Consider the following 25,205-nt stretch of genomic DNA (forward strand, 5'->3'; position numbering starts at 1 on the left):
GGTCAGATGCGGTAGTCGACGTGCGGGGTGGCCAGGTCCCACACCGTACGGAACGCCTCCGCGCACAGCTTGACGGCCTGCGGGTCCTCGGTGTGGTCGGGCTCCAAAGCCTCGCCGTCGCCGGAAAAGACGTTCCACCGCACGACCTGGTCGTCGATGAGCCAGAAGTCGTTGCCCGGCAGAGCGAGGGCGGATGCGCGGCGGCGGGGCAGCCAGCGGACCTGTTCGCCGGCGCGGAGGTTGGCGTCGGTGATGGCGTGCTCGAAGCGGATGTAGTCGGTGACGGGCTCGGACACGACCCGGGCCCGTCGAACCTCCACGCCGCGGGCGACGGCCCGCTTCACCAGCGGTAGCCAGCCGTTCCAGTACGAGGAGTCGTCCTCGGGCACGCTTCCGTCCCGCAGGAACGCCTCGAAGACCTCGCGCTCCTCCCCCACGGCGTAGGAGTCCCGCAGCTCCAGGTGCAGGGCATGGTGCTGAGCGGAGTCGAGGAGGGCCTCAAAGCTGAGGGCCGGCGGCTTCTGCGGCATCACACGCCTCCCTGATCTGGTCAATCATCCGCACCGAGAGCCGGATGATGCCCTCGTCATCAGCCGGAGGGCTGTCCTGGCCGCACGCGGCCCGGGTCGCCGCGTCGGCGAACTTGCCCTGCAGAACCAGTTCCGGGCCCTCAGCGGCCTCAGTGTCCACCCACACGGCCGGGCAGTTTCCGCCGCCCGAGTTCGGGTCCGTGCCGAAGAAAAGTAATGCCATGATCGCCTCCGGAAAAGCAAGTTGCGGATTGTTGCGCACTGACCGTCCTGCAAGACAGTGGTGGCGTCAAGGGCGTCTCGCCGGGCAGGGCGGTGGCCATCTGGTCCGTACGGCGATCTTGCCGGTGATCCGCCGGGCGTGGGGGCCCTGGTGGGCCATGCTGTAGTCGTAGTCGTAGTCGCAGTCGCAGCCGGCGTCCAGGTTCAGGCACGGGTTGCCGGGCAGCAGGGCAAGGAACTGGTCGCGGATCGGGTCGAGAACGCATGAGTGGGACGGCAGGCACGGATTCCCCGGTGATCATGAAGCGTAGAGAACTCCATGATCGGGCGAACCGTGCCTGCCCCACTAGCACCACCTACGGCACCTACCGGCGGACGCCCTTAGGATCGCCGTATGACCGTATCGCCGCCCATTCTCCAGGCGCCGACCGTGCTGGATCTCACGGCCCCCTCCGACGCCCTACGGAGATCCATGGAGCGGGCCGACGGCTTCCCGCCGGCCTCCCTGTGGCTCGTGGACGCCGTGGCCCAGGAGGCCGCCGCGGACCGCCTCGCCGCCCAGGTCCTGGACGACGAGGAGCGACGACGCGCCGAAGCGTTCCGCCTGGACCGTGACCGCCGCTGCTACACCGCCGCCCACGTGGCGCTGCGCCTCCTGCTCGGTGCCCGGCTGGGGACCACCGCCCGCGCGGTCCGGATGGACCGGGAGACCTGCCCCACCTGCGGCGGCCCGCACGGCCGCCCCGCGGTGGCGGGCGCCGGTGGGCCGCACTTCTCGCTGTCCCACAGCGGCGACCTGGCGCTGATCGCCATCGCCGACACCCCCGTCGGCACCGACGTGGAACAGTTCCACTCCCTGGAGACGGTCACGGACGTCGCGGTGTCCCTCCACCCGTCGGAGACCGAGGAACTGGTCGCCCTCCCCGACCGGGACAGGCCCGCCGCCTTCGCGCGGGCATGGTCGCGCAAGGAGTCGTACCTGAAGGGAATCGGTACGGGTCTCTCGCGCGACCCCTCCCTCGACTACGTGGGCGCCGGCCCCGTCCCGGCACCGGGCCCGGACGGCTGGACCCTCACCGATGTGGCGGTACCCGACGGCTACGCGGCGGCGGTCGCGCTCCGGCGATGAGGGCCCGCGACACCGCGAACCACCCCGCGCCGCGCCGGCCTTCCCGCTCCGATCCGGCCGACGTGGGCCCCGCAGAAAGCAGTTGATGTGCTCGTCCTCCGCTCGGTCGCGTTGTTCGTCGCGGCAGCCCTGTTCGAGATCGGCGGCGCCTGGCTGGTGTGGCAGGGGGTCCGCGAGCACCGGGGCTGGGCGTGGATCGGGGCGGGAGTGATCGCCCTGGGGATCTACGGGTTCGTCGCGACGCTCCAGGAGGACGCCGATTTCGGCCGTATCCTCGCCGCCTACGGTGGCGTCTTCGTCGCCGGCTCCCTGGCCTGGGGCGTCGTCCTGGACGGCTACCGCCCGGACTGGGCCGACGTCCTGGGGGCGCTGATCTGTCTCGTCGGCGTCGCGGTGATCATGTACGCCCCTCGCAGCTGACCTGCTTCCCGGTACGCCGACCCCGCTCCCCGGCCCGCTGATCGGGCTCCCCGGCCCCCGTGCCCGTACCGGCCCCGACCCGACGCCGCAGCCCACGCGCCCCGCACACCCTCCCGACCCGGCCCACGCGCCCGCACCACCCTCCCGACGCAGCTCACGCGTCCCGCACCACCCTCCCGACCCGCCCCACGTCGCCCGCCGCCCGCCGCCCGCACAGGGGGCTTGAAACGCTGTTGTCCGCCGGAGGGCCCGCTCCTAGGTTCGTTGGATCACCCTTCACCGAAGGAGACCGCCGATGACCGCAGTTGAGCAGGCTCCGCTCGTCTATCCCTTCAACGAACCGGAGGGACTGGGACTGTCCGAGGCGTACGCGCAGGCCCGCCTCCGGCCGGGACTGGTGCGCGTGCGCATGGCCTACGGCGAGCCGGCCTGGCTGGCCACCCGGTACGCCGACGCCAGACTGGTCCTCGGTGACCAGCGGTTCAGCAGGGCGGAAGGCCGTGACCACGACGAGCCCCGGCAGTCCGAGGGGCGCCAGGACAGCGGCATCCTCAGCATGGACCCGCCCTCCCACACCCGGCTGCGCACCCTGGTGGCGAAGGCGTTCACCGTGCACCAGGTGGAACGGCTGCGCCCCCAGGTACGGGAACTGGCCCACGGCCTCCTCGACGGGATGGAGGCCGCCGGGCCGCCGGCCGACCTCGTGGAGTGTTACGCGTTACCCATCCCGGTCGCGGTCATCTGCCGCATGCTCGGCGTACCGGAGGAGGACCGGCCGAAGTTCCGCGAGTGGAGCGACGCGGCGCTGTCGACCAGCTCGCTGACGGCCGAGGAGTTCCGCGCCAACCGCGAGGAACTGCGCGCCTACATGGCCGGTCTGATCGAGGAACACCGCGCGAACCCGCGCCCGGACATGATGACCGGGCTGATCGAGGCACGCGACACCGGCGACCGGCTGAGCGAACTCGAACTCGTCGATCTGTGCGTCGGCATCCTCGTCGCCGGTCACGAGACGACCGCAAGCCAGATCCCCAACTTCGTGCACGCGCTGCTGGACCACCCGGACCAGCTGGCCCTGCTGCGTGAGCGGCCGGACCTCCTCAAGGGCGCCGTGGAGGAGCTGCTGCGCTTCGTACCCCTCGGCAGCGGCGCCGCGTTCCCCCGCTACGCCAAGGAGGACATCGAGGTCGGCGGCACGCTGGTACGGGTGGGGGAACCGGTGCTGGTGGCGGTGGGCGCGGCCAACCGGGACGCCCTGAGGTTCGACGCGCCGGGCCGGCTGGACGTGGCACGTACCGGAGTCCAGCACCTGGCCTTCGGCCACGGCGTCCACCACTGTCTGGGCGCACCGCTGGCCCGCCTGGAACTCCAGGAGGCGCTCCAGGCACTGATCACCCGCTTTCCCGGCCTGCGCATCGCCGGTGACGTGCGGTGGAAGAACGAGATGCTGGTCCGTGGCCCGCGCGAGATGCCGGTGGGGTGGTGACCGCCGTGCCCTGGACGACGGACGTCGACCGGAAGCAGTGCATGGGCTCGGGCATCTGCGCGGGCATCGCCCCGGACCTGTTCCACCTGGACGGTATGTGGGCCGAGGCCGTGAAGCGCCGGATCGACCCGGACGAACGCGCCCTGGACGCGGCCGACTCGTGTCCGGCCATGGCCATCCTGGTCCGCGAGGACGACCGTGTGATCGGCCCGAGGCCGTGACTCCGGCCCGGCGGCGCGACGCGCCCTGACCGCCGGGACGCCCCCGTGCCAGGGCTCCGGACCGCTCACGCCCCGGCACGGGGCACCGGATCAGCCCGCCGGGAAGCTCTCCGCGCCGAGGACGTTCAGATCCAGCGGACACCGTTCCGCTCCGCCATCCACGGACCGCCGTACCCGTCGTGCCGAACGAGCACCGCCGTCCGCCGGAACTCACCGAGTGGAACGGCGAATTCGCGCCGGATGCTGTCATGGTGCGTTTACGGCGAGCAACGGAGAAGAGCGGCCGGTCAGTTGGTTGTCACGGGCCCTGGGCGGGCGGCTACGGATCACACCTGCTGTGGGTCAGCGCAGCTCACCGACGAACGCGCGCCAGGCGTCGTGGCCGAAGGCGATGACGGGGCCGGTGGGGCGCTTGCTGTCGCGGACGGGGACGAGGCGGGGAAGGTTGTCGGCGACCTCCACGCACTCGTTGTTGCCTCCGCTGTACGTGCTGGTGCGCCACCTCGCGCCTGTCAGTTCCGGCGTGCTGCGGTGTGCGCGACTCATGCTTGATGCTCCTTGGATCTGCGGTGGATGACAGCGCGGGACTCATTCGGCGAGAGCGCTGACGTACGCGCGGCGTCGAACAGGTCTTGGTAGCGCGAGACATCCGTCGCTCGCTCCAGCCACATGGACCCGGACGGGTTGTCGACCAGAACCACGTCGAGCGCCCCCTCCTCCGGAAATCCCAGCACTACGTATGGGCCGAACATACTGGCATGGGCTCCACGGGTGAACGGCAGCACCTGAAGTGTCACGTTCGGGTGTTCGGAACTGGCCAGTAGGTGCTGGAGCTGCGTGCTCATCACCCGTGACCCGCCGACCTGCTGAAGAAGTACGGCTTCCGAGAACACTGCCCATAGTTGGAGAGGTTCGTCGGACAGCAGCCGTTCCTGCCGGGCGAGGCGTACGTGCACGAACTTCTCGATCTCGTCGGCTGTCTGCCACTGTCGTGAAGCCACGGTTACAGCCCGGATGTACTCGGGCGTTTGGAGCAAGCCGGGGACCAGTTGAGCCTGGAAGGTCCGGATGCTCTTGGCCATGGCCTCCAGGGCGATGTAGTCGCGGTATGTGTCGGCGAGTACATCGCCGTACTGATTCCACCAGCCCTCCTTGCGCCTGCGGTTGGCCTTACGGGCCAACGAACCAAGCCTCTCCTTGGTGTCAGAGTCTTCGACCTGATACGCGTGAAGCATCGCTGTGAGGTCAGGGAGGCGAAGCGCCACACGGCCGTTCTCGATCCGGCTGACTTTCCCCTTCGTGCAGTCGAGCGCCTCAGCCGCCTGTGTCGTGGTCAGCCCTGCTGCCTCCCTCAGTCGCCTCAGCTCGTCACCGAGTTGGCGTCCGAGGACAGTCGAAGGGTTCGCGCTGGTGCTCTTCGCATACATGTGAACACCTTTACCTGAGGGAAGGGCCTGAAGCGGTGAGGTTACCCGAAAGAGGGAAAAAAGCTGTCGCATCTTTTGGAAACGTTGCACTTTCGTATGGTGTCCACTCATTCTGAGCTCAGGCCGTCGATGTCCCGAACTAAACCTGTGGACAAGGGACTCCGGCTGATCTCCGACCCCATGGGAGCTGTCATGAGTGAGCCGTACGAAGTGAAGTGCAGGTTGGTGCGCTGCCCGAGCAGCGTGTCCAGGGCGCGAGCCGTTCTCCGTGCCAAGCTCGGGGAGTGGCGTGCAGGGCAGACGGTCACCGAGGAGGGCGAGTTGGTGCTCTCCGAACTCGTGACCAACGCGCTCGCCGTGCCTGTCCCCGGCGACCGGATGATCGGCGTACGCATCCTCTGCCGAGAGCGGGGCGGAGTGCTGCGGCTAGAGGTGAGCGACGCCGGGGAAGGGCGGCCGGTCGTGCGGCTGCCCGGTGAGCTGGACACGGCGGGACGCGGCCTGTTGCTGGTGGAGACCCTGGCCCATCGCTGGGGCGTTGACGAACGGCAGGCCGGCATCGGGAAGACCGTATGGGCGGAGCTGCTGGCCCCGGGCATCGTCCCCGCCCCCGTCGAGACAGATGTCGCGGCGGTGACCGTGCGGCCGGGGCAACGCGTACAGGCCCGGGGAACCTGGCAGATGGTCCGCAGCGTACGGAGTGAGCGGTATGCCACCGGCGGGCTCTTCGTCGTCGTCGGGCTGGACGACGGCCCGGCCTTGCGGCTGGACGCGGCGCAAGCGGTGACCGTACGGACGGAGTAGGGACCACGCGATCGCACCTGCTCCCCTGTACGGCCGCTTGACAGGATGTGCGTACAGGCGGGGGAGCCCTTGCACGGGCAGGCTGCGTGTAGTCCCCTGAGACGCATGAGGAAGAGGAGCATTGCCGCCCTGGTCGCCGCCCTGGCCGCGGCGTCCCTGATGACCGGCTTACCGAACCCGCGGGCGGAGGCGACCGGGACGGACGCCGGTGGGCCGCCGCCCAGGCTGGGGATCGATCTCGACACGGTGACGATTCCGCAGTTGCAGGCCCGCATGGCCAGGGGTTCGCTGACCTCGTCGGCATTGACCAGCGCCTACCTGTGGCGGATCAGGGCCATCAACCCCAAGATCAACGCGGTGCTGTACACCGACCCGACGGCGCTGAGCCAGGCGGCCGCCAGTGACGCCAGACACCGGCGCGGGCGCACCCTCGGCCCCCTCGACGGCATTCCCGTGCTGCTCAAGGACAACGTGAACACCCGCACCCTGCCGACGACCGCGGGTTCGCTCGCGTTGGCGGGGAGCCCGCCGGACGCCGACGCCGCGCTGGTGACCCGGCTGCGGGACGCGGGTGCGGTGATCCTCGGCAAGACCAACCTGTCCGAGTGGGCCAACTTCCGCGCCGCCAAGCCCACTTCGGGATGGTCCGCGGTCGGCGGACAGACCCGTAACCCCTATGTGCTGGACCGGAATCCGTGCGGGTCCTCCGCCGGCTCCGGTGCCGCGCTCGCCGCGTCGCTGTCCCAGGTGGCGATCGGCACCGAGACGGACGGCTCGATCGTCTGTCCGGCCGGGATGAACGGCGTGGTCGGCCACAAGCCCAGCCTCGGCCTGGTCAGCCAGGCCGGCGTGGTACCGATCACGGCCGAGCAGGACACGGCGGGACCCATGGCACGCAACGTGATCGACGCCGCCCTCACCCTCTCGGTGCTCAGCGGCGGCGACACCGCCCACCCCGGCGCGCTCGTCGGCCTCCGGGAAAGGGTGACGCACCCCGAGAGCCTGCGGGGCAAGCGGATCGGGCTGTGGCGGCTGTCGGTGCTCGGACCCGAGGTGGACGCCGTGATGACCCGTACGGCGAGGAAGCTGCGCGACGCGGGAGCCGTGGTCGTCGAGGTGACGCCCCCGTACCAGGACCGGCTCGCGGAACTGGAGTTCCCGGCGCTGCTGAGCGAGTTCCACCGGGACATCGACGCCTACCTCGCCACCCGACAGGGGCCTCGGAACCTCGCCGAGCTGATCGAGTTCAACCGCACCCACCCGGGGGAGCGGACCTGCTTCGCCGGCCAGGAGCTGTTCGAGCAGTCACTCGCCGCGCCCCCGACCACCGACCCCGGCTACCGGGCCATGCGCGCGGAGCTGCGGGACCTGTCCCGGCGCTCCATCGACGAGACCATGGCCGCCCATCGGCTGGACGCCATCGCCGCACCGACGAACCCGCCCGCCTGGACGACCGACTGCGCCCGGGGTGACGACGACGTGATCCCGTCCTCCACCCCGGCCGCCGTGGCCGGATACCCGTCGCTGTCCGTGCCGGCCGGGTCCGTGGAAGGGCTTCCCATCGGTCTGCTGCTGATGGCCGGAGACCACCAGGACGCCGGACTGCTGTCGCTGGGAGCCTCGGTGGAAGGCCGGTTGGACGCCTGGCGCGCGCCGCGCTACCTGCCGACGATCGGAGGCGGCGCGTCCCGGTAGAGCGGCGCGTCCCGGTGGACAGGTCCGACGAGCCGTCCCCGTGAACCGGGTGCGGCGAATCGGTTGATCGGTTCGACACGGCGTCCGCGCGAGGTCATCCGCCGGGCGCCGTCGTCGTCGGTACGGGCTCCGGCCCGGGGCTCCGGTGCCGCGGCAGCGATGGCCGAGAACGGGTTCTCGTACGGATGAGGCGTGGATCGTCGGTGCGCGGTTACCCGACGGTCATGAGAAGGAAGCGGAAAGCGGAAGAACCGCACGAGGACACCCCCCGCCTGGATGGTGAGCCCGCAAGCGGAAGGTCGGACCGAGGAGCGGACACCGGTCCGGGCGGGCGAGCGGTACGGTCGGCCGAGGCGGAGCGGAATCAGGTGGGGCCGTCGGCGGAGGTGGAACGGGACGCCCCCGACGAGCCGACGGACATGCCGAAGAAGTCGTGGCGGGCGGTGCTGCGGCGCACGGTGAAGGAGTTCAGCAACGACGAACTCGCCGACCGGGCGGCCGCTCTGACGTACTACGCGGTCCTCTCGTTGTTTCCCGCCCTGCTGGTCCTCGTGTCGTTGCTGGGCATCGCGGGCAAATCGACGGCCGATCAGGTCCTTGACAACATTCAGCAACTCGCCCCGGGCTCCGCGCGCCAGGTCATCGGCGACGCGGTGAGCCAGCTGCGGGACAGCGGCGGCACCGGTTCGGTGCTCGCGATCGTCGGGCTGGTGGGTGCGGTGTGGTCCGCCTCCGGATATGTGGCGGCGTTCATCCGTGCCTCCAACGCGGTGTACGACATGCCCGAGGGACGGCCGATATGGAAGCTGACCCCGCTGCGGCTGGTCGTCACCGTCGCGCTGATGGTGACCGCCTGCGCCGGGGCGCTGATCGTGGTGTTCACCGGCGGCGTGGCGCAGCAGGCCGGTACGGCCCTGGGGGTCGGCGACGCGGCGATGACGACGTGGTCGATCGCCAAGTGGCCGGTTCTGCTCCTGCTGGTGACGCTCATGATCGCCCTGTTGTACTGGGCCTCACCGAACGCCAAGGGGCGCGGCTTCAAGTGGGTCACTCCGGGCAGCGTGGTGGCCCTGATCATCTGGATGGCGGCCTCCGCGGGCTTCGCGGTGTACGTGGCGCACTTCGCCTCGTACAACAAGACCTATGGCGCCCTCGCCGGCGTGATCATCTTCCTGGTGTGGCTGTGGATCACCAATCTGGCGATACTGCTCGGCCTGGAGTTCGACGCCGAGATGGCCCGGGAACGGGCGATCAAGGGCGGCATGCCCGAGGACGAGGAGCCGTACGTCCCGCCGCGCGACACCAGTAAGTGGAGCGAGGAGGAGCTGCGGCATGCGGCCGAGTGACACCGCCGCCGACCACCGGACGACCGGGCGGGGTGCCGATCAGGTGACCGTGGAGGGCAGCGAACGATCCGGGCCGGTGCCGTGGCCGCGGATGTGTGTGGCGGCGTGCCGGGACCGCCTGTACCGCATCGACCGGGGCGTGACCCGGGGAGTCGCCGCGTGGAGGTCACCGTGGGCGCGGCGCCTGCTTCCGGCGGTGGAGTCGGGCGCCGAACACACCAAGCTCTGGTGGGCGGCCGCCGCGTTGCTGGCGGCCACCGGAGGGCGTACCGGCCGCAGGGCGGCGGTGACCGGACTGGCCGGCATGGCCGTGGCGGAGGCGTTCTCCGACGGGGTGCTCAAGCGGCTGTGCCACCGTGCCCGGCCTCCCCAGGAACTCGTTCCCAGCCAGGACGCGGACGACCGGCCGGACAGCTCCTCCTTCCCGTCCGGACACACCGCCGCCGCGGTGGCCTTCACGGTCGGCGTCGCGGTGCTCCGGCCCGGTGCGGGACTCGTCTGCGCGGTTCCCGCGACGCTGATCGCGACCGAACGCGTCCACACGGGCGCGCACTACCCCAGCGATGTCGCGGCGGGCGCCGCTGTCGGGCTGGCGAGCGCCTGGCTGATCCGCCGCACCTCCCGCCGTCCGGTCCAGCGGGTGCGGTGATCAAGGTGGGTGGGTGGTGCGGCGGGGACTCGGCGGGCGGTGCGTCGCGGCTCGGGGGAGGCGCAGTTCGGCGAAATCGACCCCGTTATGTTTTTCGCGGTCCTGCAACGGGACCGCTGGCCTCCGGGCCCGGCATGACTATGTCCCCCTGTCGAACAGATGGCCTGGGGGGTGGTGTCACCGGGCCCGGGAGGTGCCGTCGGAGACGCTGATGAGAGGTCCGGCCACCGTCCGGTCCGGCGCAATGCCGGACAGCCCTTGGGCGGCAGGTCTGCATAACGTGGATGCGCGCGTACGACACCACTGCCGAGGCCGGCACGTTCAACTCGCCTGGAGGGGCGCGATGTTCGACACAGAAGACGTGGGCGTATTCCTCGGCCTGGACGTCGGCAAGAGCGCCCATCACGGGCACGGACTGACTCCGGCCGGGAAGAAGGTCTTCGACAAGCAGCTGCCCAACAGCGAGCCGAAGCTGCGGGCCGTCTTCGACAAGCTGGCCGCGAAGTTCGGCACGGTGCTGGTGATCGTGGACCAGCCCGCCTCCATCGGCGCCCTGCCCCTGGCCGTCGCCCGGGACGCGGGCTGCAAGGTCGCCTACCTGCCCGGCCTGGCCATGCGCAGGATCGCTGACCTCTACCCGGGCGAGGCGAAGACCGACGCGAAGGACGCCGCCGTGATCGCGGACGCCGCCCGCACCCTGCCCCACACCCTGCGCTCGCTGGAACTGACCGACGAGATCACCGCCGAGCTGACCGTCCTGGCCGGCTTCGACCAGGACCTCGCCGCCGAGGCCACCCGCACCAGCAACCGGATACGCGGCCTGCTCACCCAGTTCCACCCCAGCCTGGAGCGCGTCCTCGGCCCGCGTCTGGACCACCAGGCCGTCACCTGGCTGCTCGAACGCCACGGCTCCCCGGCCGCACTGCGAAAGGCCGGCCGCCGCAGACTCGTCGAACTCATCCGGCCCAAGGCCCCCCGCATGGCCGCCCGGCTGATCGACGACGTCTTCGACGCCCTGGACGAACAGACCGTGATCGTGCCCGGGACCGGCACCCTCGACACCGTCGTTCCCTCCCTGGCCCGCTCCCTCGGCGCCGTCCACGAACAGCGCCGGGCCCTGGAAACCCAGATCAGCACCCTGCTGGAGGCCCACCCTCTTTCCCCGGTCCTGACCTCGATGCCCGGCGTCGGCGTCAGGACCGCCGCCGTGCTCCTGACCACCATCGGCGACGGCACCAGCTTCCCCACCGCCGCCCACCTCGCCTCCTACGCGGGCCTGGCCCCGACCACGAAGTCGTCGGGAACCTCGATCCACGGCGAACACGCACCCCGGGGCGGAAACCGGCAGCTCAAACGCGCCATGTTCCTGTCCGCCTTCGCCTGCATGAACGCCGACCCCGCCTCCCGGACCTACTACGACAAGCAACGCGCCCGCGGCAAAACCCACACCCAAGCCCTCCTCCGCCTCGCCCGCCAACGCATCAGCGTCCTGTTCGCCATGCTCCGCGACGGAACCTTCTACGAGTCCCGAACCCCCACCGTCACCCTCGCCGCATAAACAGGACCAACACCCCTAAAACCGACAGTGCGGGATTGACGAACGACATAGAGGCACCCCCCCGGCGTGGACCCGGCACCGGACCGGGCCTGTCCCGTACATCGTGATTGTGGGCCCCGGCCGTCGGCCAGGGCCCACAGGTGCGCACTCCCGCGTGTCCGGTAGACCGGCCGGGCGTATGCGGCCCGCCGGGCGTACGGGGCCCGTGGGGCGTATGCGGCCCGTGGGGCGTACGGAGCCCGCCGGGCGTTCGGGTCCCGTAGGGCGTATGCGGCCCGCCCGGCGTTCAGGGCCCGCCGGGCGTACGGGGCCCGTGGGGCGTCAGCCGCCCCCGGAGTTCCCCGAAGCCGCGTCCCGGGTGTCCCGGACGGCGTCCTGCCCCACGTCCCGCAGGCCGCCCGCAGCGCTCCGACCCGAATCGCGGGCCTGTTCGCCGGTCGTCCGGGCCGCGTCCCTCGCCGAGCCCTTGACCGAGTCGACCGCTTCCGAGGCCGGCCCGCGCAGTTCGTCCCTGACGTCCTGGGCGCTCTGTTTCACCGGCTGGAGGAGTTCGTCCGAGTGGGCCCGCAACTCCCTGCCGACCCGTTCGTCGGCCGAGGTGGACGGCAACAGGGCGGCCGCGACCATTCCGGCGCCGAACGCCACGATCCCGGCCGCGAGCGGGCTGCCCTGTGTCTGCCGTTTGACCCGCTCCGGGGTCGCGCGCACGGAGGCTCCCGCGTGCTCGGCGCCCTCCCGTACGGAGGCGCCCGCGTGCTCCGCGCCGTCGCGCACCGTGCCGCCCACGTGCGCGGTGGACTCGGCGACGTGGTGAGCGCCGCCTGACACGCTTCGGCCGGTTCCGCTCGCCACACCCATCACGCGCTCCTTCGCTCCGGTCAGCCGGTGCCGGGCCGCGCCGGCCTTGCGCCGGGCGACTCTCCCCGGTACCACCTTCTCCGCCAGGGCATCCACATCGCGTGCCAGATGCGCCCGGGTCCGTTCGACGTCCGTGCTCAGCTCGTCGGGTGCTTTGCCCATCGGGCATCCTCCTTCAGTGTGTCCATGGTCCGTTCCGGCTTGAGGCGCACCGTCCGTAGACGTTTGCGGCCGGTGACGAGGAGAATCGCCCCGGCGATCGCCCACACACCCGTCACGATCAGAGCGGCCCAGGCCAGGTCGACCACATGGGAGAGGGCGAAGATCACGGTCAGGCTGCCGAGCAGGAGTACGAGATGCCCGGCGTAACCGGCACCGGCCAGCATCCCGGCCGCCTTGCCTGCTTTCGCGGACTCCTGCTTGATCTCCGACTTCGCCAGCTCGATCTCCTCACGGACGAGCTGTGAGAGATCCTTGCTGATCTCACCGACCAGATCCCCGACCGACTGATCGACCGACGGATCGGCTGACGGCTCGACCGGGGGCTCGGCCGGGCGGACCCGGGAGGACCCGGTGGCTTCGAGGCGCGAGGTGGTCATGGCTCAACTCCCTTGCGGACGCTCGGGGTCCGGGCGGAGGTCATCCGCGACGACCGGCCCCGGGGCGGCCCCGTCACCGGTGCGGTACGGGGTCGTCGGCGACGACCGCGACACGCTGGGCCCGCGGTCCGTGAGTGCCCCTGCCCCGTCCACCCAACCGGGCGCGCCCGGCGTGTCCGGCCCCGGAGGACCGGCGCCCCGGCCCCGGCCCTCCCCGTCGCTCCTTCCATGGGCGGGCGGCCGACCGCTGTCGTCGTCGCCGCCCGCGGCCTTGAACCCCTTGCCCGCGCGGGCGGCGGCGAAGCCCGCCAGCGCCGCGCCCGCCAGGAAGATCCCCGGCCGCTGCCGGGCGTAGTCCCGCAGATCGCTGACGAGCCCGTCCGGCCCGCGACGCTCCAGATGAGAGGCCACCTGGTGGCCGCTGTCGGCTATCTGCCCGACCACACCCGCGGCCGTGGAATCCGACCCGCCCTTGTCGCGCATGTCCTGGAGTTCGTCGGCCAATCGGCGGACGTTCTGCGCCAGACGCTGTGTCTGCGTCCTGGCCTGGTCCTGGAGCTGTTCGCGCACGTCGTTCGCCAGATTCTTCGCCTGGGCGGTGGCTTCTCCGGTCACCTGGGCCGCCTGCTCCCGGGCGGTGCCGACCACCTCAGTGCCCTTGTCGCCCACCAGCCCGGCACCCTGGGCCGCTTTGTCCTGGGCCGTGCGCGCTGTCGCCGCCGCGGTGCCTTCCTGCCGGCGGTTCGAACCGTCGAAGTCGCTCAAAGCTCCTCCTAGATCGGTCGTTCTCTTTCCGCTCATAGCCGGTGTACCCGTCACGACGAGGAGGAAAGCTCTCATAAGCAGCTAAAACGTATATAGATGGCATTGCACCTGAACGGAGTAAGCCGCGTCTCTGTCCGTCATTCGCCGGCGCACCACCCGTCGGCCGGCCTCCGGCCGCCCGCAGACCCTGCCCCCGACGGCCTCGCCGCGACCGGCGCGACCGAGGAACACGGTGACCGGCGCCCCGGGCTCCGCCACGCACCGGGCTCGGCGGGGCCGCGCGGTTGCGCATCGACTCGTCGTCGTGGAGGGAGCGGGCCGGGCTGAACCCGTCCCGTCCCCGTCCCCGTACACCCCGTAACGTATGCGCCCTCCTACGGTCAGCCTTCCGCGCGCAGGGGACCCGCGCTGTCAGTGGGGTTTGATGGAATGCTCCCGCGCGACCGACCGCGGCACGAGGCGGGCCGGCCCCGCACCGATGACCCGGTGAATCGACCGAGGAACGGAGCACATGACTCATGGCCGACGGCATAACACTCTGGAAGTGCCTGCAAGCGACTCCCGCCGCCGACGTGCGCCGCCGCGCGGCCGTCGTCGACGCCATGCAACGGGCCGACGCCCACTCCCGCTGGGGCGACAAGGCAAGCCCCGCGCCGACCAGGTTCGGAGCGGCCGACCGGTACGCGTGGAACGACGGCGGCGGTCAGTCGACCGTCTGGTACTTCCTCCCCGACGGCCGCGTCCTCCTCACCGTCTTCGACCACGAGGAGGACCTCAACCTCTACGCCGAGGGCGATCACCGGACCCAACTGGCCCTCTACGACGGCGTTCCCGACGACCTCAAGGGCATCGTCCTCAACCAGCGGGAGACGTACGAAGCCCTCAGTATCCGGGACCCCGAAACAGGACAGACCGTTCTCGCCGCCAGTGGTGTCTACTGGTACGACGGCACGCGATGGCACATAGCGGAAGGGCTCACCCGCTACATCGCGGAGCACCACTCCGAAGCCGACGACGGCGCCCCGGGGCAGCACCGGCCGTCCCCGGCTCGTCGCGTCGTCGACGAATTCAACGCCGCGGGCTTCTCCTGGTGCATGTCGCCCTACCTCCTCGGCCAGGACTTCACCGAGGAGACCGTGCTCGCCAAGCTGGAAGCGGACGGCCTCCTCGACAAGGGGGCCGACCACTGGACGAGGATCACGCGGGAGGCATTCGAGTGCCTGCCGGGGTGAGGAGGAGACCGGTGTCGGCGGGGCGCGGTGAGTGGTAGTCCGGTCAACGGGTGGCGCGGCCGCGAGCACCCGACGGGCGGACGGGTTGCGTTCTTCGACGAGATTCTGGGCCCGTGGGTGCCTCCGGGCGTGCGGGCGGGTCGGCCGTGGAGCAACTGTGCCGCACCGGAGAAGAGTTGGCCTGCGAAGGCTTGCAGTTCGCTGGAGCCGGCCAGGGCGTAGGCCCACGCGCCACCGGTGACAGACAACGATGAAGGGCCGGACTCAGTGATCCTGGGTCCGGCCCTTCATCTTCGACACTCAGCAGGTCAGCGGGTTGATCACGCTGTCCGGGCTGGAGTGCCCCCGGCAGGATTCGAACCTGCGCACACGGCTCCGGAGGCCGTTGCTCTATCCCCTGAGCTACGGGGGCGTTTCGCTGCGTTTCGCGGCGACGGATGAAACCCTACCAGCTTCCGTGGGGTGTCCGTGAACAGGGATTTCCGCGTCGCCGGGGCGTCCTGGAACGGGCGTTGCGCACCGGCCACCACCCGTCCGGGGGCGGAAATGGGCAAAACCCGGACGCAGCCCCGTCCGCCGCCCTATTCTCGGAGTGTGTCAGGGGCGTCCGGCCGCGTGCTTGTTGTCGACGACAACAAGGTCATCCGGCAGTTGATCAGGGTCAACCTCGAGCTTGAGGGCTTCGAGGTCGTGACCGCGGCCGATGGTGTCGAGTGTCTGGATCTGGCCCATCAGGTCCGTCCCGACGTGATCACGCTGGATGTGGCGATGCCCCGGCTCGACGGTTTTCAGACCGCCGCCCGGCTGCGGTCCGATCCGCGGACGGGACATCTGCCGGTCGCCATCATCAGCGCGTGCACGCAGTACGAGGTGGGCGGCGGCGCGGCCTCCGGGGTCGACGCGTTTCTGGCGAAGCCGTTCGAGCCGAGTGAGATGGTGCGGCTCGTGAGGAGGCTGATGCGCCGCGAAGAACCTCCGCCGGCCGACGGGGGCGGCGGGGCACGTGGTGCGGGCAGGGCGGAGAGCGCGGCGGGATGACAGCGAGGTGACCGCGGGGTGACCGCATCGCGAAACCGGTCGCGGAGCGCCCCCCTTCCTCCCATACGCTTGTCCTGTGACTCCCGCAGAGCTCTCCCGAACCGTCCTGCGCGCCGTGGCGCGCGCGGTCGACGAGGGAGTCCTGCGCGCGCCCGTGCCCGCCCGCGTGCGGGTGGAGCGGACGCGGCCCGGCGGCAGTGGGGACCACGCCTGCGCCGTCGCCCTCCAACTGGCCGGGCCCGCCGGACTGCCCGCCCGCGCCGTGGCCGAGATCCTCAGGGACCGGATCGCCGCCGCGCCGGGCATCGGGCCGGTCGAGATCACCGGACCCGGATACCTCAACTTCACGCTCGGCCGCAGTGGCGCCGACGCCGTGGTCCTCGCCGTCCGGGAGGCCCGCGAGCGCGGCACCGTCTACGGACACGGGGACGCCCTCACCGGGACCCGGGTGGCGTTCGCACCCGTCGAGGAGATCCGCGCCCAGGTCGTCGTCCAGGTGACCGAGCGGCTGCTGCGTGCCCAGGGCGCCACCGTCGGGCCCAGGACGCCGGACGGTGAGACGCCGCACATCGTGCCCGTACCCCCCGAGGACCACGACCTCTTCGCCCGGCTCGGGGACGACGCCGCCCGCTGGGCCCTGCTGCGCCCCGCCGCGCACGACCGGCCCAGGACCGAGGGCCTGCTCGTCCAGCGGGAGAGCAATCCGCTGTTCCGGGTGCGGTACGCGTACGCCCGTACCCGCGCACTCGCCCGTGGCGCGCGCGACCTCGGCGTGAGCGGGCACGCTGTGAGTGACCTCGGTGTGAGTGATGCCGGCGTGACCGGCATGAGCTGTGGACACCCGGAGCGCGGCGACCGGAACGTAAGCGACGGGCGCGACGACAGCCACGGCAGCGAGAGCGCCGACGGCGGCCGGGAGCCCGTCTCCGTCCTCGCCGCCGTCCTCGCCGAGCACCCCGCCGTCCTGACCGCCGCCGCCCGGCACCGGGCCCCCGACCGGCTCGCCCGCCATCTTGAGGACGTCGCCCGCGCCTTCTTCGACCTGCACGACCTCTGTCCGCCGCTGCCCGTCGGCGACGAGAAACCCTCGGCCGCCCACCGCTCCCGGCTGGCCCTCGCCGACGCCACCGGGACGGTGCTGGCCGGCGGCCTGACCCTGCTCGGCGTCAGCGCACCCGAACACCTCTGATGAGAGCCCGAGAGAGCAGAGCACCACGATGAGCCGATCCGCACACCCCGCCGGTCCCCGTCACGCCGACGTCGTCCCCGAGGGGCACTACGCCGCGCCCCCCGCCGACCTCAACGTCCTCGACGAGAAGGTCTGGGCCCGCACCGTCTCCCGCGACGACGACGGGGTGGTCACCGTCGGCGGTATCCAAGTGACCCGGCTGGCCGAGGAGTTCGGCACTCCGGCGTACATCATGGACGAGGCGGACTTCCGTGCCCGATGCCGTGCCTGGTCCGGCGCCTTCGGCGCGGACGCCGATGTCTTCTACGCGGGGAAGGCGTTCCTGTCCCGCGCCGTCGTCCGCTGGCTCGACGAGGAAGGGCTCAACCTCGACGTCTGCTCCGGTGGCGAGCTGACCACCGCGCTCGACGCGGGCATGGCGCCCGAGCGCATCGCCTTCCACGGCAACAACAAGACCCTCGCGGAGATCGAGCGGGCCGTCGGGGTCGGCGTCGGGCGGATCGTCCTCGACTCGTTCCAGGAGATCGTCCGGGTCGCCCATGTCGCACAGCGGCTCGGCAAGCGGCAGCGCGTACAGATCCGGGTGACCGTCGGCGTCGAGGCGCACACCCACGAGTTCATCGCCACCGCCCACGAGGACCAGAAGTTCGGCATCGCGCTGGCCGGGGGACAGGCCGCCGAGGCGGTCCGCAGGGCGCTGACCCTCGACGGGCTCGAACTCATCGGCATCCACTCGCACATCGGCTCGCAGATCTTCGACATGGCGGGCTTCGAGGTGTCCGCGCGGCGCGTGGTGCAACTGCTCGCGGAGGTACGGGACGAGCACGGCGTCGAACTCCCCGAGATCGACCTCGGCGGCGGCCTCGGCATCGCGTACACCTCGGACGACGACCCCAGCGAACCCCAGGACATCGCCAAGGCGCTCACCGACATCGTGACCCGCGAGTGCGAGGCGTCCGGGCTCACCACACCCCGGATCTCGGTCGAACCGGGGCGCGCCATCGTCGGTCCGACCGCGTTCACGCTGTACGAGGTCGGCACGGTCAAGCCGCTCGAAGGACTCCGTACGTACGTCAGCGTCGACGGCGGCATGTCGGACAACATCCGCACCGCGCTGTACGACGCCGAGTACAGCGTCGCGCTCGTCTCGCGCCGCTCCGACGCCGAGCCGATGCTCGTCCGCGTCGTCGGCAAGCACTGCGAGAGCGGCGACATCGTGGTCAAGGACGCGTTCCTGCCGTCCGACCTCGCCCCGGGCGACCTGATCGCCGTGCCCGCGACCGGCGCGTACTGCCGTTCGATGGCGAGCAACTACAACCACGCCCTGCGCCCGCCCGTCGTCGCCGTGCGTGACGGCGCGGCCCGGGTCGTCGTCCGGCGCGAGACGGAGGAAGATCTCCTGCGTCTTGATGTCGGCTGATGAAATAGATGTCTCATAATCCGGACGGGTGGTAGAAACCCCCGTCCGGTGAGTGAGACTGGTCCATACCGTAGATGTACAGAAACGAGGTCGGATGATGCGTACGCGTCCGCTGAAGGTGGCGCTGCTGGGCTGTGGTGTGGTCGGCTCAGAGGTGGCGCGCATCATGACGACGCACGCCGACGACCTCGCGGCGCGCATCGGCGCCCCGTTGGAGCTCGCCGGTGTCGCCGTCCGCCGGCCGGCCAAGGTCCGTGAGGGCATCGACCCCGCCCTCATCACCACCGACGCCACCGCCCTGGTCGAACGGGGTGACATCGACGTCGTCATCGAGGTCATCGGCGGGATCGAACCGGCCCGCACGCTGATCACGACCGCCTTCGAGCACGGCGCGAGCGTCGTCTCCGCCAACAAGGCGCTGCTCGCCGAGGACGGCGCCGCACTGCACGCCGCCGCCGAGCGGCACGGCCGGGACCTCTACTACGAGGCCGCCGTCGCGGGCGCCATCCCGCTGGTACGGCCGCTGCGCGAGTCCCTGGCCGGCGACACGGTCAACCGGGTGCTCGGCATCGTCAACGGCACGACGAACTTCATCCTCGACCGGATGGACACCAGCGGCGCCGGATACTCGGAGGCACTCGACGAGGCCACCGCACTCGGTTACGCCGAGGCCGACCCCACCGCCGACGTCGAGGGCTTCGACGCGGCGGCCAAGGCCGCGATCCTCGCCGGTATCGCCTTCCACACCCGGGTGCGCATCGGCGAGGTGCACCGTGAGGGCATCACCGAGGTCACCGCCGCGGACATCGCGTCCGCCCGGCGCATGGGCTGCACGGTCAAGCTCCTCGCCATCTGCGAGCGGGCCGCCGACGGCAGGTCCGTCACCGCCCGCGTGCACCCGGCGATGATCCCGCTCAGCCACCCGCTGGCCTCCGTCCGCGAGGCGTACAACGCGGTCTTCGTCGAGGCCGAGGCCGCCGGGCAGCTGATGTTCTACGGACCCGGCGCGGGCGGTTCGCCGACCGCGTCCGCGGTGCTCGGCGACCTCGTCGCGGTCTGCCGCAACAAACTCGGCGGGGCCACCGGCCCCGGCGAGTCCGCGTACACGCGGCTGCCCGTGAGTCCCATGGGCGAGGTCGTCACGCGGTACCACATCAGCCTCGACGTGGCCGACAAGCCTGGCGTACTCGCCCAGGTCGCGACGGTCTTCGCCGAGCAGGGCGTATCGATCGACACGGTACGTCAGAAGGGCCGACAGGACGGAGACGGCGAGGCATCCCTCGTCGTCGTCACCCACCGCGCACCCGACGCCGCCCTCTCCGGGACCGTCGAGGCACTGCGCAAGCTCGACACCGTGCGCGGTGTCGCCAGCATCATGCGTGTTGAAGGGGAGTAAGGGACCCATGACCACCAACGGCACCCATCAGTGGCGCGGCATCATCGAGGAGTACCGGCACCGGCTCGGGGTGGCGGACACGACGCAGGTCGTCACGCTCCGTGAGGGTGGTACGCCGCTCGTTCCGGCGCAGGTCCTCTCCGAGCGCACGGGCTGCGAGGTGCACCTCAAGGTGGAGGGCGCCAACCCGACCGGGTCCTTCAAGGACCGCGGCATGACCATGGCGATCACCCGGGCCAAGGAGGAGGGCGCGCAGGCCGTCATCTGCGCCTCCACCGGCAACACCTCCGCGTCCGCCGCCGCGTACGCGGTGCGGGCGGGCATGGTCTGCGCCGTCCTCGTGCCGCAGGGCAAGATCGCGCTCGGCAAGATGGGCCAGGCACTGGTGCACGGCGCCAAGATCCTCCAGGTGGACGGCAACTTCGACGACTGCCTGACCCTGGCCCGCTCGCTCTCCGACAACTACCCGGTGGCACTGGTCAATTCGGTCAATCCGGCCCGGATCGAGGGCCAGAAGACGGGTGCCTTCGAGATCGTCGACGCGCTCGGCGACGCCCCGGACATCCACGTCCTGCCGGTCGGCAACGCGGGCAACATCACGGCCTACTGGAAGGGCTACACGGAGTACGCGGCGGACGGCGTGTCCACCCGTACCCCCCGCATGTGGGGCTTCCAGGCGTCCGGTTCCGCGCCCATCGTGCGCGGCGAGGTCGTCAAGGACCCGTCGACGATCGCCACCGCGATCCGGATCGGCAACCCGGCGTCCTGGCAGTACGCGCTGGCCGCCCGGGACGAGTCCGGCGGGTTCATCGACGAGGTGACCGACCGTCAGATCCTGTCCGCCTACCGTCTGTTGGCCTCGCAGGAGGGTGTCTTCGTGGAGCCCGCGTCGGCCGCTTCCGTCGCCGGTCTGCTGAAGGCGGCCGAGGAGGGCAAGGTCGACCCCGGCCAGCGGATCGTCTGCACGGTCACCGGCAACGGCCTGAAGGACCCCGACTGGGCCGTCGCCGGCGCCCCCCAGCCGGTCACGGTCCCCGTCGACGCCGCGGCTGCCGCGGAACGGCTCGGCCTGGCGTAGTGCCGGTGCGGCGCCCTCCGCGCGTCGGTCGAGCGCCGTCCGTACGTCGACTGCGCGTCGGCCCCGCGCGGCGGGGTCGGCCGCGGCGGTACGTGCGCGACCGCGCTCCGGTGCGGCGGCCGTGCGTGTCGGTATGTGTGCGAACGCCGTGTGCGCCGGACCCGGCAACCGCGCACGGCGGTCGCGCGTGGCCGCCCCGCCGGTCCCTGGCCGTACGCGCGCCGGGCGGGGCGCTCCCGCCCCGGAGCCGTACCCCGACGCCGCGTCGCGCGATCTCCGGATCGCGGCGTCGCGGCGTACCGACGCCCCTCCGACCGGGTGCGGAGCGCATGACGGGGGAACGACACGCATCGTGCGCCTCCTGTGCGCCCTATGTCGCCGCGGAACCTTCCTTCGATAGGCTGTGCCCGACCCGCCCCGCCGCGTCCGCCGCGGTGTCGTCGCCGACGTGGCCGCCGGGTATTCCACTCCACCCCCCACCACAGCCCCGAAACGCCCAGAAATCACCGCTGTCTCACAAGGAGAGTCGTCAGAGCGATGGCCGGTCCCGCGTTCCGAGCCGCCGCCGTCCGGGTGCGCGTCCCCGCAACCAGTGCCAACCTGGGTCCGGGTTTCGACGCCCTCGGCCTGTCGCTGGGGCTGTACGACGACGTCGTCGTCCGCGTGGCCGATTCCGGACTGCACATCGACATCGCAGGTGAGGGCGGAGAGACGCTGCCCCGCGACGAGAGCCATCTGCTCGTACGCTCCCTGCGCACCGCCTTCGACCTGCTCGGCGGACAGCCCCGCGGCCTGGAGATCGTCTGCGCCAACCGCATCCCGCACGGCCGCGGCCTCGGTTCCTCCTCCGCCGCCATCTGCGCGGGCATCGTCGCCGCCCGAGCGGTGACCATAGGCGGCGACGCGCGCCTCGACGACGCGGCGCTGCTGGAGCTCGCCACCGAGATCGAGGGGCACCCGGACAACGTCGCCGCCTGCCTCCTCGGCGGCTTCACCCTCGCCTGGACGGACGGGGGTGCCGCCCGCGCCATCAGGATGGACCCGGCGGATTCCGTCGTTCCGGTGGTTTTCGTACCGGGCAAGGCCGTACTCACCGAGACTGCCCGCGGCCTGCTGCCGCGCACCGTCCCCCATGTGGACGCCGCGGCCAACGCCGGCCGTGCCGCGCTCCTCGTCGAGGCCCTGACCAGGCGCCCCGAGCTGCTGCTGGCCGCCACCGAGGACCGGCTGCACCAGGAATACCGCGCCCCGGCGATGCCGCGGAGCGTCGAACTCGTCAACCGGCTGCGCGCGGACGGCGTCCCGGCGGTGATCTCCGGTGCCGGGCCCACGGTGCTCGCGCTGGTCGAGGACGGTGCGGCCGACAAGGTCGCGCGGCTGGCGGGGGAGGACTGGGCCGCCAACCGGCTCACTCTCGACGCCGCGGGCGCGAGCGTGCTGCCGCTGGCCCCGTAGAGGGGCGGGATTGCCGGTGAGTGAGAGGGGGAATGTTTGTTGGAGCCGGTAGTGTTAACCTCAAGTCAGCAATCGACGTCTATGTGGCGCGTTGCTTCGTGTCCCCCTTAGGGACCACCATTCTTCCGGGAGCCTCCCCAACTGCCTGAGCAGCCTGCCTGAGCAGTTTCGAGCACGCTCCGGAACCGGCACGACACCCCCTCGCTCGTCCAGGAGTGGGCCGAGCAGGGGGACCTCGCGCCGGGCCCAGCACATTCGTCTCTCCGCCGTACCCGGCGGACCACCGCCCCGGCACGGTCCGCGCCTCGCAAGAGCACAGACCGCAGTCGGACAGCACAACCGGTCGCCGAGCCAGAAGGCCGACGTCCGCTCCAGGGAAGGACCCTTCGTGAGCGACACCACCGATCTGATGGGCGTGACTGCCGACAAAAATGTCGACAGCGCCGCGCCCGCCGAAGGTGCTGCCACTGGCACCACCGCACGGCGCCGCCGTTCCGGCACCGGCCTCGAGGGCATGGTCCTGGCCGAGCTGCAGCAGGTCGCGTCCGGCCTCGGCATCAGGGGCACCGCGCGCATGCGCAAGAGCCAGCTGATCGAGGTCATCAGGGCGGCCCAGGCCGGTGGCTCCGCCGCGCCGAAGGCCGCCGCTGCCACGGACGCCGAGAGCAAGCCGAAGCGCCGTGCCACCTCCAAGGCGCGCACCGGGGACGAGACCGCCGCCGCCGAGCAGACCGCGGCGCAGCAGCAGATCGACATTCCCGGCCAGCCCGCCAGCGACGACCAGCCCACGGGCGAGCGTCGTCGGCGCAGGGCGACCGCGCAGGCGGGCAGCCCCGAGACGAAGGCGGAGGAGAAGCCTCAGGCCGAGGCGAGGACCGAGGCCCGCGAGGAGCGGCCCGAGGCGAAGGCCGAGACCCGCGAGGACCGGTCCGAGGCGAAGGCCGAGACCCGCGAGGACCGGTCCGAGGCGAGAACCGACACCAAGGCGGAGTCCGGCGCCGACACCGCGGAAGGCCGTCGTGGCGACCGCCAGGAGCGCGGCCAGCGCGGTGACCGTGACCGCGGTGAGCGTGGCGATCGCCGTGACCGGCAGCGCGACCGCCGCGGCAAGAGCGACGAGCAGGGCGGCGGCCAGGGTCAGCAGGGCGGCGGCGGACAGCGCCAGCAGCGCCAGAGCGGCCAGGGTCAGGGACAGAGCGGTCAGGGCCAGGGCGGTCAGAGCCAGTCCGGCAGGGACGGCCGGGACAACCGGGACAACGGACCGCAGGACGACGGGTTCGACGACGAGGCGGGCGGCCGTCGCGGCCGTCGCGGACGCTACCGCGACCGCCGGGGCCGCCGGGGCCGCGAGGACTTCGCGAACCCCGATGTCCAGGTCGCCGACGACGACGTCCTGATTCCCGTCGCGGGCATCCTGGACATCCTCGACAACTACGCGTTCATCCGGACCTCCGGCTACCTGCCGGGCCCGAACGACGTGTACGTCTCGCTCGCCCAGGTCCGTAAGAACGGCCTGCGCAAGGGTGACCACGTCACCGGCGCAGTGCGCCAGCCCAAGGACGGCGAGCGCCGCGAGAAGTTCAACGCGCTGGTCCGCCTCGACTCGGTCAACGGCATGGCACCCGAGACCGGCCGCGGCCGGCCGGAGTTCCAGAAGCTGACCCCGCTCTACCCGCAGGACCGGCTCCGCCTGGAGACCGACCCGGGCGTGCTGACGACACGGATCGTCGACCTCGTCGCGCCGATCGGCAAGGGCCAGCGCGGACTGATCGTGGCCCCGCCGAAGACCGGCAAGACCATGATCCTCCAGGCGATCGCCAACGCGATCACCGTCAACAGCCCCGAGTGCCACCTGATGGTCGTCCTGGTCGACGAGCGTCCGGAAGAGGTCACCGACATGCAGCGGTCGGTGAAGGGCGAGGTCATCTCCTCGACCTTCGACCGCCCCGCCGAGGACCACACCACCGTCGCCGAGCTGGCCATCGAGCGCGCGAAGCGCCTCGTCGAGCTGGGCCACGACGTGGTCGTGCTGCTCGACTCGATCACCCGTCTGGGCCGTGCGTACAACCTCGCGGCCCCCGCCTCCGGACGCATCCTGTCCGGTGGTGTCGACTCGACCGCGCTGTACCCGCCGAAGCGCTTCTTCGGCGCCGCGCGCAACATCGAGGACGGCGGCTCGCTCACCATCCTGGCCACCGCGCTCGTCGAGACCGGCTCGCGCATGGACGAGGTGATCTTCGAGGAGTTCAAGGGCACCGGCAACATGGAGCTCAAGCTCGACCGGAAGCTCTCGGACAAGCGCATCTTCCCGGCGGTGGACGTCGACGCGTCCAGCACCCGTAAGGAAGAGATCCTGCTCGGCAGCGACGAGCTGGCGATCGTCTGGAAGCTGCGCCGGGTGCTGCACGCGCTCGACCAGCAGCAGGCGATCGAGCTGCTGCTCGACCGGATGAAGAAGACCAAGTCGAACGCGGAGTTCCTGCTCCAGATCCAGAAGACGACGCCGGCGCCGGGCAACGGCAACGACTGACGTCCTGTCAGCACCCGTGTGCCCGCTATGACATACGGCTGATGGAGCGCCCCGAGCGACACCGCACCGCCCCCGTCATTTCCAGTGACGGGGGCGGTGCTGCGTTATATGATCAACGAGTTGTATGTGGGGGGGAACGCGTTTTCTGTGCGCCCACT

At 71.2% G+C, this 25,205-nt stretch carries 24 protein-coding genes and 1 tRNA gene; 17 read left to right on the forward strand and 8 right to left on the reverse strand.

What is annotated here, in order from left to right; all coding sequences use genetic code 11:
* Positions 1–2 precede the first annotated feature (2 nt).
* On the reverse strand, positions 3–530 hold the full coding sequence (locus tag PZB75_RS22610; protein WP_275537119.1) for a DUF6879 family protein: 528 nt from the start codon (positions 528–530) through the stop codon (positions 3–5).
* Complete coding sequence (locus PZB75_RS22615; RefSeq protein ID WP_275537120.1) at positions 499–792, reverse strand: hypothetical protein; 294 nt, start codon at positions 790–792, stop codon at positions 499–501. Before PZB75_RS22615 ends, PZB75_RS22610 begins: the two co-directional genes overlap by 32 nt.
* A 354-nt stretch (positions 793–1,146) precedes the next feature.
* On the opposite strand from PZB75_RS22615, the gene PZB75_RS22620 reads away from it, so the two are divergent.
* The 4 genes from PZB75_RS22620 (at position 1,147) to PZB75_RS22635 (ending at position 4,008) form a co-directional block, all read left to right on the forward strand.
* Positions 1,147–1,881, forward strand: coding sequence for a 4'-phosphopantetheinyl transferase superfamily protein (locus tag PZB75_RS22620; RefSeq protein ID WP_275537121.1), 735 nt, complete (start codon positions 1,147–1,149; stop codon positions 1,879–1,881).
* 87 nt (positions 1,882–1,968) lie between these two features.
* A complete protein-coding gene (locus PZB75_RS22625) occupies positions 1,969–2,301 on the forward strand; it encodes a YnfA family protein (protein WP_275537122.1) in 333 nt (110 codons plus the stop codon).
* A gap of 295 nt (positions 2,302–2,596) precedes the next feature.
* Complete coding sequence (locus tag PZB75_RS22630) at positions 2,597–3,787, forward strand: cytochrome P450 (protein WP_275537123.1); 1,191 nt, start codon at positions 2,597–2,599, stop codon at positions 3,785–3,787.
* Entirely contained in the window at positions 3,784–4,008 is a 225-nt protein-coding gene (locus tag PZB75_RS22635; protein WP_275537124.1) for a ferredoxin, read from the forward strand. Before PZB75_RS22630 ends, PZB75_RS22635 begins: the two co-directional genes overlap by 4 nt.
* A gap of 342 nt (positions 4,009–4,350) precedes the next feature.
* On the opposite strand, the gene PZB75_RS22645 is transcribed toward PZB75_RS22635, so the two are convergent.
* Positions 4,351–4,554 (reverse strand): DUF397 domain-containing protein, encoded by a 204-nt coding sequence (locus PZB75_RS22645; RefSeq protein WP_275537125.1) that lies wholly within the window; start codon positions 4,552–4,554, stop codon positions 4,351–4,353.
* Entirely contained in the window at positions 4,551–5,435 is an 885-nt protein-coding gene (locus tag PZB75_RS22650; protein ID WP_275537126.1) for a helix-turn-helix transcriptional regulator, read from the reverse strand. Before PZB75_RS22650 ends, PZB75_RS22645 begins: the two co-directional genes overlap by 4 nt.
* Positions 5,436–5,627: 192 nt before the next feature.
* On the opposite strand from PZB75_RS22650, the gene PZB75_RS22655 reads away from it, so the two are divergent.
* The 5 genes from PZB75_RS22655 (at position 5,628) to PZB75_RS22675 (ending at position 11,487) form a co-directional block, all read left to right on the forward strand.
* Positions 5,628–6,239 carry an ATP-binding protein gene (locus PZB75_RS22655; protein WP_275537127.1) on the forward strand — a complete coding sequence of 204 codons (612 nt, stop codon included), beginning with the start codon at positions 5,628–5,630 and terminating at the stop codon, positions 6,237–6,239.
* 105 nt (positions 6,240–6,344) lie between these two features.
* Positions 6,345–7,934, forward strand: a complete 1,590-nt coding sequence (locus tag PZB75_RS22660) for an amidase (RefSeq protein WP_275537128.1) — start codon at positions 6,345–6,347, stop codon at positions 7,932–7,934.
* 224 nt (positions 7,935–8,158) lie between these two features.
* Positions 8,159–9,280, forward strand: a complete 1,122-nt coding sequence (locus tag PZB75_RS22665) for a YihY/virulence factor BrkB family protein (RefSeq protein ID WP_275537129.1) — start codon at positions 8,159–8,161, stop codon at positions 9,278–9,280.
* On the forward strand, positions 9,267–9,929 hold the full coding sequence (locus PZB75_RS22670; RefSeq protein ID WP_275537130.1) for a phosphatase PAP2 family protein: 663 nt from the start codon (positions 9,267–9,269) through the stop codon (positions 9,927–9,929). The genes PZB75_RS22665 and PZB75_RS22670 overlap by 14 nt, the downstream gene beginning before the upstream one ends.
* 343 nt (positions 9,930–10,272) lie before the next feature.
* On the forward strand, positions 10,273–11,487 hold the full coding sequence (locus PZB75_RS22675) for an IS110 family transposase (RefSeq protein WP_275537131.1): 1,215 nt from the start codon (positions 10,273–10,275) through the stop codon (positions 11,485–11,487).
* A 321-nt stretch (positions 11,488–11,808) separates the two neighbouring features.
* On the opposite strand, the gene PZB75_RS22680 is transcribed toward PZB75_RS22675, so the two are convergent.
* From PZB75_RS22680 to PZB75_RS22690, 3 genes are read right to left on the reverse strand one after another with little or no spacing between them, the layout of a single operon-like run.
* Entirely contained in the window at positions 11,809–12,507 is a 699-nt protein-coding gene (locus PZB75_RS22680; RefSeq protein ID WP_275537132.1) for a DUF3618 domain-containing protein, read from the reverse strand.
* Positions 12,483–12,944, reverse strand: a complete 462-nt coding sequence (locus PZB75_RS22685; protein ID WP_275537133.1) for a phage holin family protein — start codon at positions 12,942–12,944, stop codon at positions 12,483–12,485. Before PZB75_RS22685 ends, PZB75_RS22680 begins: the two co-directional genes overlap by 25 nt.
* A 3-nt stretch (positions 12,945–12,947) precedes the next feature.
* A complete protein-coding gene (locus PZB75_RS22690) occupies positions 12,948–13,709 on the reverse strand; it encodes a hypothetical protein (protein ID WP_275537134.1) in 762 nt (253 codons plus the stop codon).
* 518 nt (positions 13,710–14,227) lie between these two features.
* On the opposite strand from PZB75_RS22690, the gene PZB75_RS22695 reads away from it, so the two are divergent.
* A complete protein-coding gene (locus tag PZB75_RS22695) occupies positions 14,228–14,941 on the forward strand; it encodes a hypothetical protein (RefSeq protein WP_275537135.1) in 714 nt (237 codons plus the stop codon).
* Between the two features lie 340 nt (positions 14,942–15,281).
* Here PZB75_RS22695 and PZB75_RS22700 read toward each other — a convergent pair.
* Positions 15,282–15,353, reverse strand: a tRNA-Arg gene (locus PZB75_RS22700).
* A 134-nt stretch (positions 15,354–15,487) separates the two neighbouring features.
* Here PZB75_RS22700 and PZB75_RS22705 point away from each other — a divergent pair.
* The 7 genes from PZB75_RS22705 (at position 15,488) to rho (ending at position 25,047) form a co-directional block, all read left to right on the forward strand.
* On the forward strand, positions 15,488–15,979 hold the full coding sequence (locus PZB75_RS22705; RefSeq protein ID WP_275538825.1) for a response regulator: 492 nt from the start codon (positions 15,488–15,490) through the stop codon (positions 15,977–15,979).
* A 76-nt stretch (positions 15,980–16,055) separates the two neighbouring features.
* Positions 16,056–17,168, forward strand: a complete 1,113-nt coding sequence (gene nrtL / locus PZB75_RS22710; RefSeq protein WP_275537136.1) for an ArgS-related anticodon-binding protein NrtL — start codon at positions 16,056–16,058, stop codon at positions 17,166–17,168.
* Between the two features lie 28 nt (positions 17,169–17,196).
* Positions 17,197–18,588 carry a diaminopimelate decarboxylase gene (gene lysA / locus PZB75_RS22715; RefSeq protein WP_275537137.1) on the forward strand — a complete coding sequence of 464 codons (1,392 nt, stop codon included), beginning with the start codon at positions 17,197–17,199 and terminating at the stop codon, positions 18,586–18,588.
* Positions 18,589–18,682: 94 nt separating this feature from the next.
* Positions 18,683–19,984, forward strand: a complete 1,302-nt coding sequence (locus PZB75_RS22720) for a homoserine dehydrogenase (protein ID WP_275537138.1) — start codon at positions 18,683–18,685, stop codon at positions 19,982–19,984.
* Between the two features lie 7 nt (positions 19,985–19,991).
* A complete protein-coding gene (gene thrC / locus PZB75_RS22725; RefSeq protein ID WP_275537139.1) occupies positions 19,992–21,062 on the forward strand; it encodes a threonine synthase in 1,071 nt (356 codons plus the stop codon).
* A gap of 537 nt (positions 21,063–21,599) precedes the next feature.
* Positions 21,600–22,517 (forward strand): homoserine kinase, encoded by a 918-nt coding sequence (thrB, locus tag PZB75_RS22730; protein ID WP_275537140.1) that lies wholly within the window; start codon positions 21,600–21,602, stop codon positions 22,515–22,517.
* Positions 22,518–22,905: 388 nt separating this feature from the next.
* The gene (gene rho, locus PZB75_RS22735; RefSeq protein ID WP_275537141.1) at positions 22,906–25,047 is read left to right on the forward strand and encodes a transcription termination factor Rho; all 2,142 of its coding nucleotides are present in this window, start codon (positions 22,906–22,908) and stop codon (positions 25,045–25,047) included.
* Positions 25,048–25,205 lie beyond the last annotated feature (158 nt).

It is taken from the genome of Streptomyces sp. AM 4-1-1 (assembly GCF_029167625.1).
Taxonomy (GTDB): domain Bacteria; phylum Actinomycetota; class Actinomycetes; order Streptomycetales; family Streptomycetaceae; genus Streptomyces.

What these genes read in the sequence shown, in the direction of transcription:
- PZB75_RS22610 (WP_275537119.1), bottom strand. Translation starts at nt 530, where the DNA reads ATGCCGCAGAAGCCGCCGGCCCTCAGCTTTGAGGCCCTCCTCGACTCC.
- PZB75_RS22620 (WP_275537121.1), top strand. Translation starts at nt 1,147, where the DNA reads ATGACCGTATCGCCGCCCATTCTCCAGGCGCCGACCGTGCTGGATCTC.
- PZB75_RS22630 (WP_275537123.1), top strand. Translation starts at nt 2,597, where the DNA reads ATGACCGCAGTTGAGCAGGCTCCGCTCGTCTATCCCTTCAACGAACCG.
- PZB75_RS22645 (WP_275537125.1), bottom strand. Translation starts at nt 4,554, where the DNA reads ATGAGTCGCGCACACCGCAGCACGCCGGAACTGACAGGCGCGAGGTGG.
- PZB75_RS22650 (WP_275537126.1), bottom strand. Translation starts at nt 5,435, where the DNA reads ATGTATGCGAAGAGCACCAGCGCGAACCCTTCGACTGTCCTCGGACGC.
- PZB75_RS22655 (WP_275537127.1), top strand. Translation starts at nt 5,628, where the DNA reads ATGAGTGAGCCGTACGAAGTGAAGTGCAGGTTGGTGCGCTGCCCGAGC.
- PZB75_RS22660 (WP_275537128.1), top strand. Translation starts at nt 6,345, where the DNA reads ATGAGGAAGAGGAGCATTGCCGCCCTGGTCGCCGCCCTGGCCGCGGCG.
- PZB75_RS22665 (WP_275537129.1), top strand. Translation starts at nt 8,159, where the DNA reads ATGAGAAGGAAGCGGAAAGCGGAAGAACCGCACGAGGACACCCCCCGC.
- PZB75_RS22670 (WP_275537130.1), top strand. Translation starts at nt 9,267, where the DNA reads ATGCGGCCGAGTGACACCGCCGCCGACCACCGGACGACCGGGCGGGGT.
- PZB75_RS22675 (WP_275537131.1), top strand. Translation starts at nt 10,273, where the DNA reads ATGTTCGACACAGAAGACGTGGGCGTATTCCTCGGCCTGGACGTCGGC.
- PZB75_RS22680 (WP_275537132.1), bottom strand. Translation starts at nt 12,507, where the DNA reads ATGGGCAAAGCACCCGACGAGCTGAGCACGGACGTCGAACGGACCCGG.
- PZB75_RS22685 (WP_275537133.1), bottom strand. Translation starts at nt 12,944, where the DNA reads ATGACCACCTCGCGCCTCGAAGCCACCGGGTCCTCCCGGGTCCGCCCG.
- PZB75_RS22695 (WP_275537135.1), top strand. Translation starts at nt 14,228, where the DNA reads ATGGCCGACGGCATAACACTCTGGAAGTGCCTGCAAGCGACTCCCGCC.
- PZB75_RS22705 (WP_275538825.1), top strand. Translation starts at nt 15,488, where the DNA reads ATGGGCAAAACCCGGACGCAGCCCCGTCCGCCGCCCTATTCTCGGAGT.
- lysA (WP_275537137.1), top strand. Translation starts at nt 17,197, where the DNA reads ATGAGCCGATCCGCACACCCCGCCGGTCCCCGTCACGCCGACGTCGTC.
- PZB75_RS22720 (WP_275537138.1), top strand. Translation starts at nt 18,683, where the DNA reads ATGATGCGTACGCGTCCGCTGAAGGTGGCGCTGCTGGGCTGTGGTGTG.
- thrC (WP_275537139.1), top strand. Translation starts at nt 19,992, where the DNA reads ATGACCACCAACGGCACCCATCAGTGGCGCGGCATCATCGAGGAGTAC.
- thrB (WP_275537140.1), top strand. Translation starts at nt 21,600, where the DNA reads ATGGCCGGTCCCGCGTTCCGAGCCGCCGCCGTCCGGGTGCGCGTCCCC.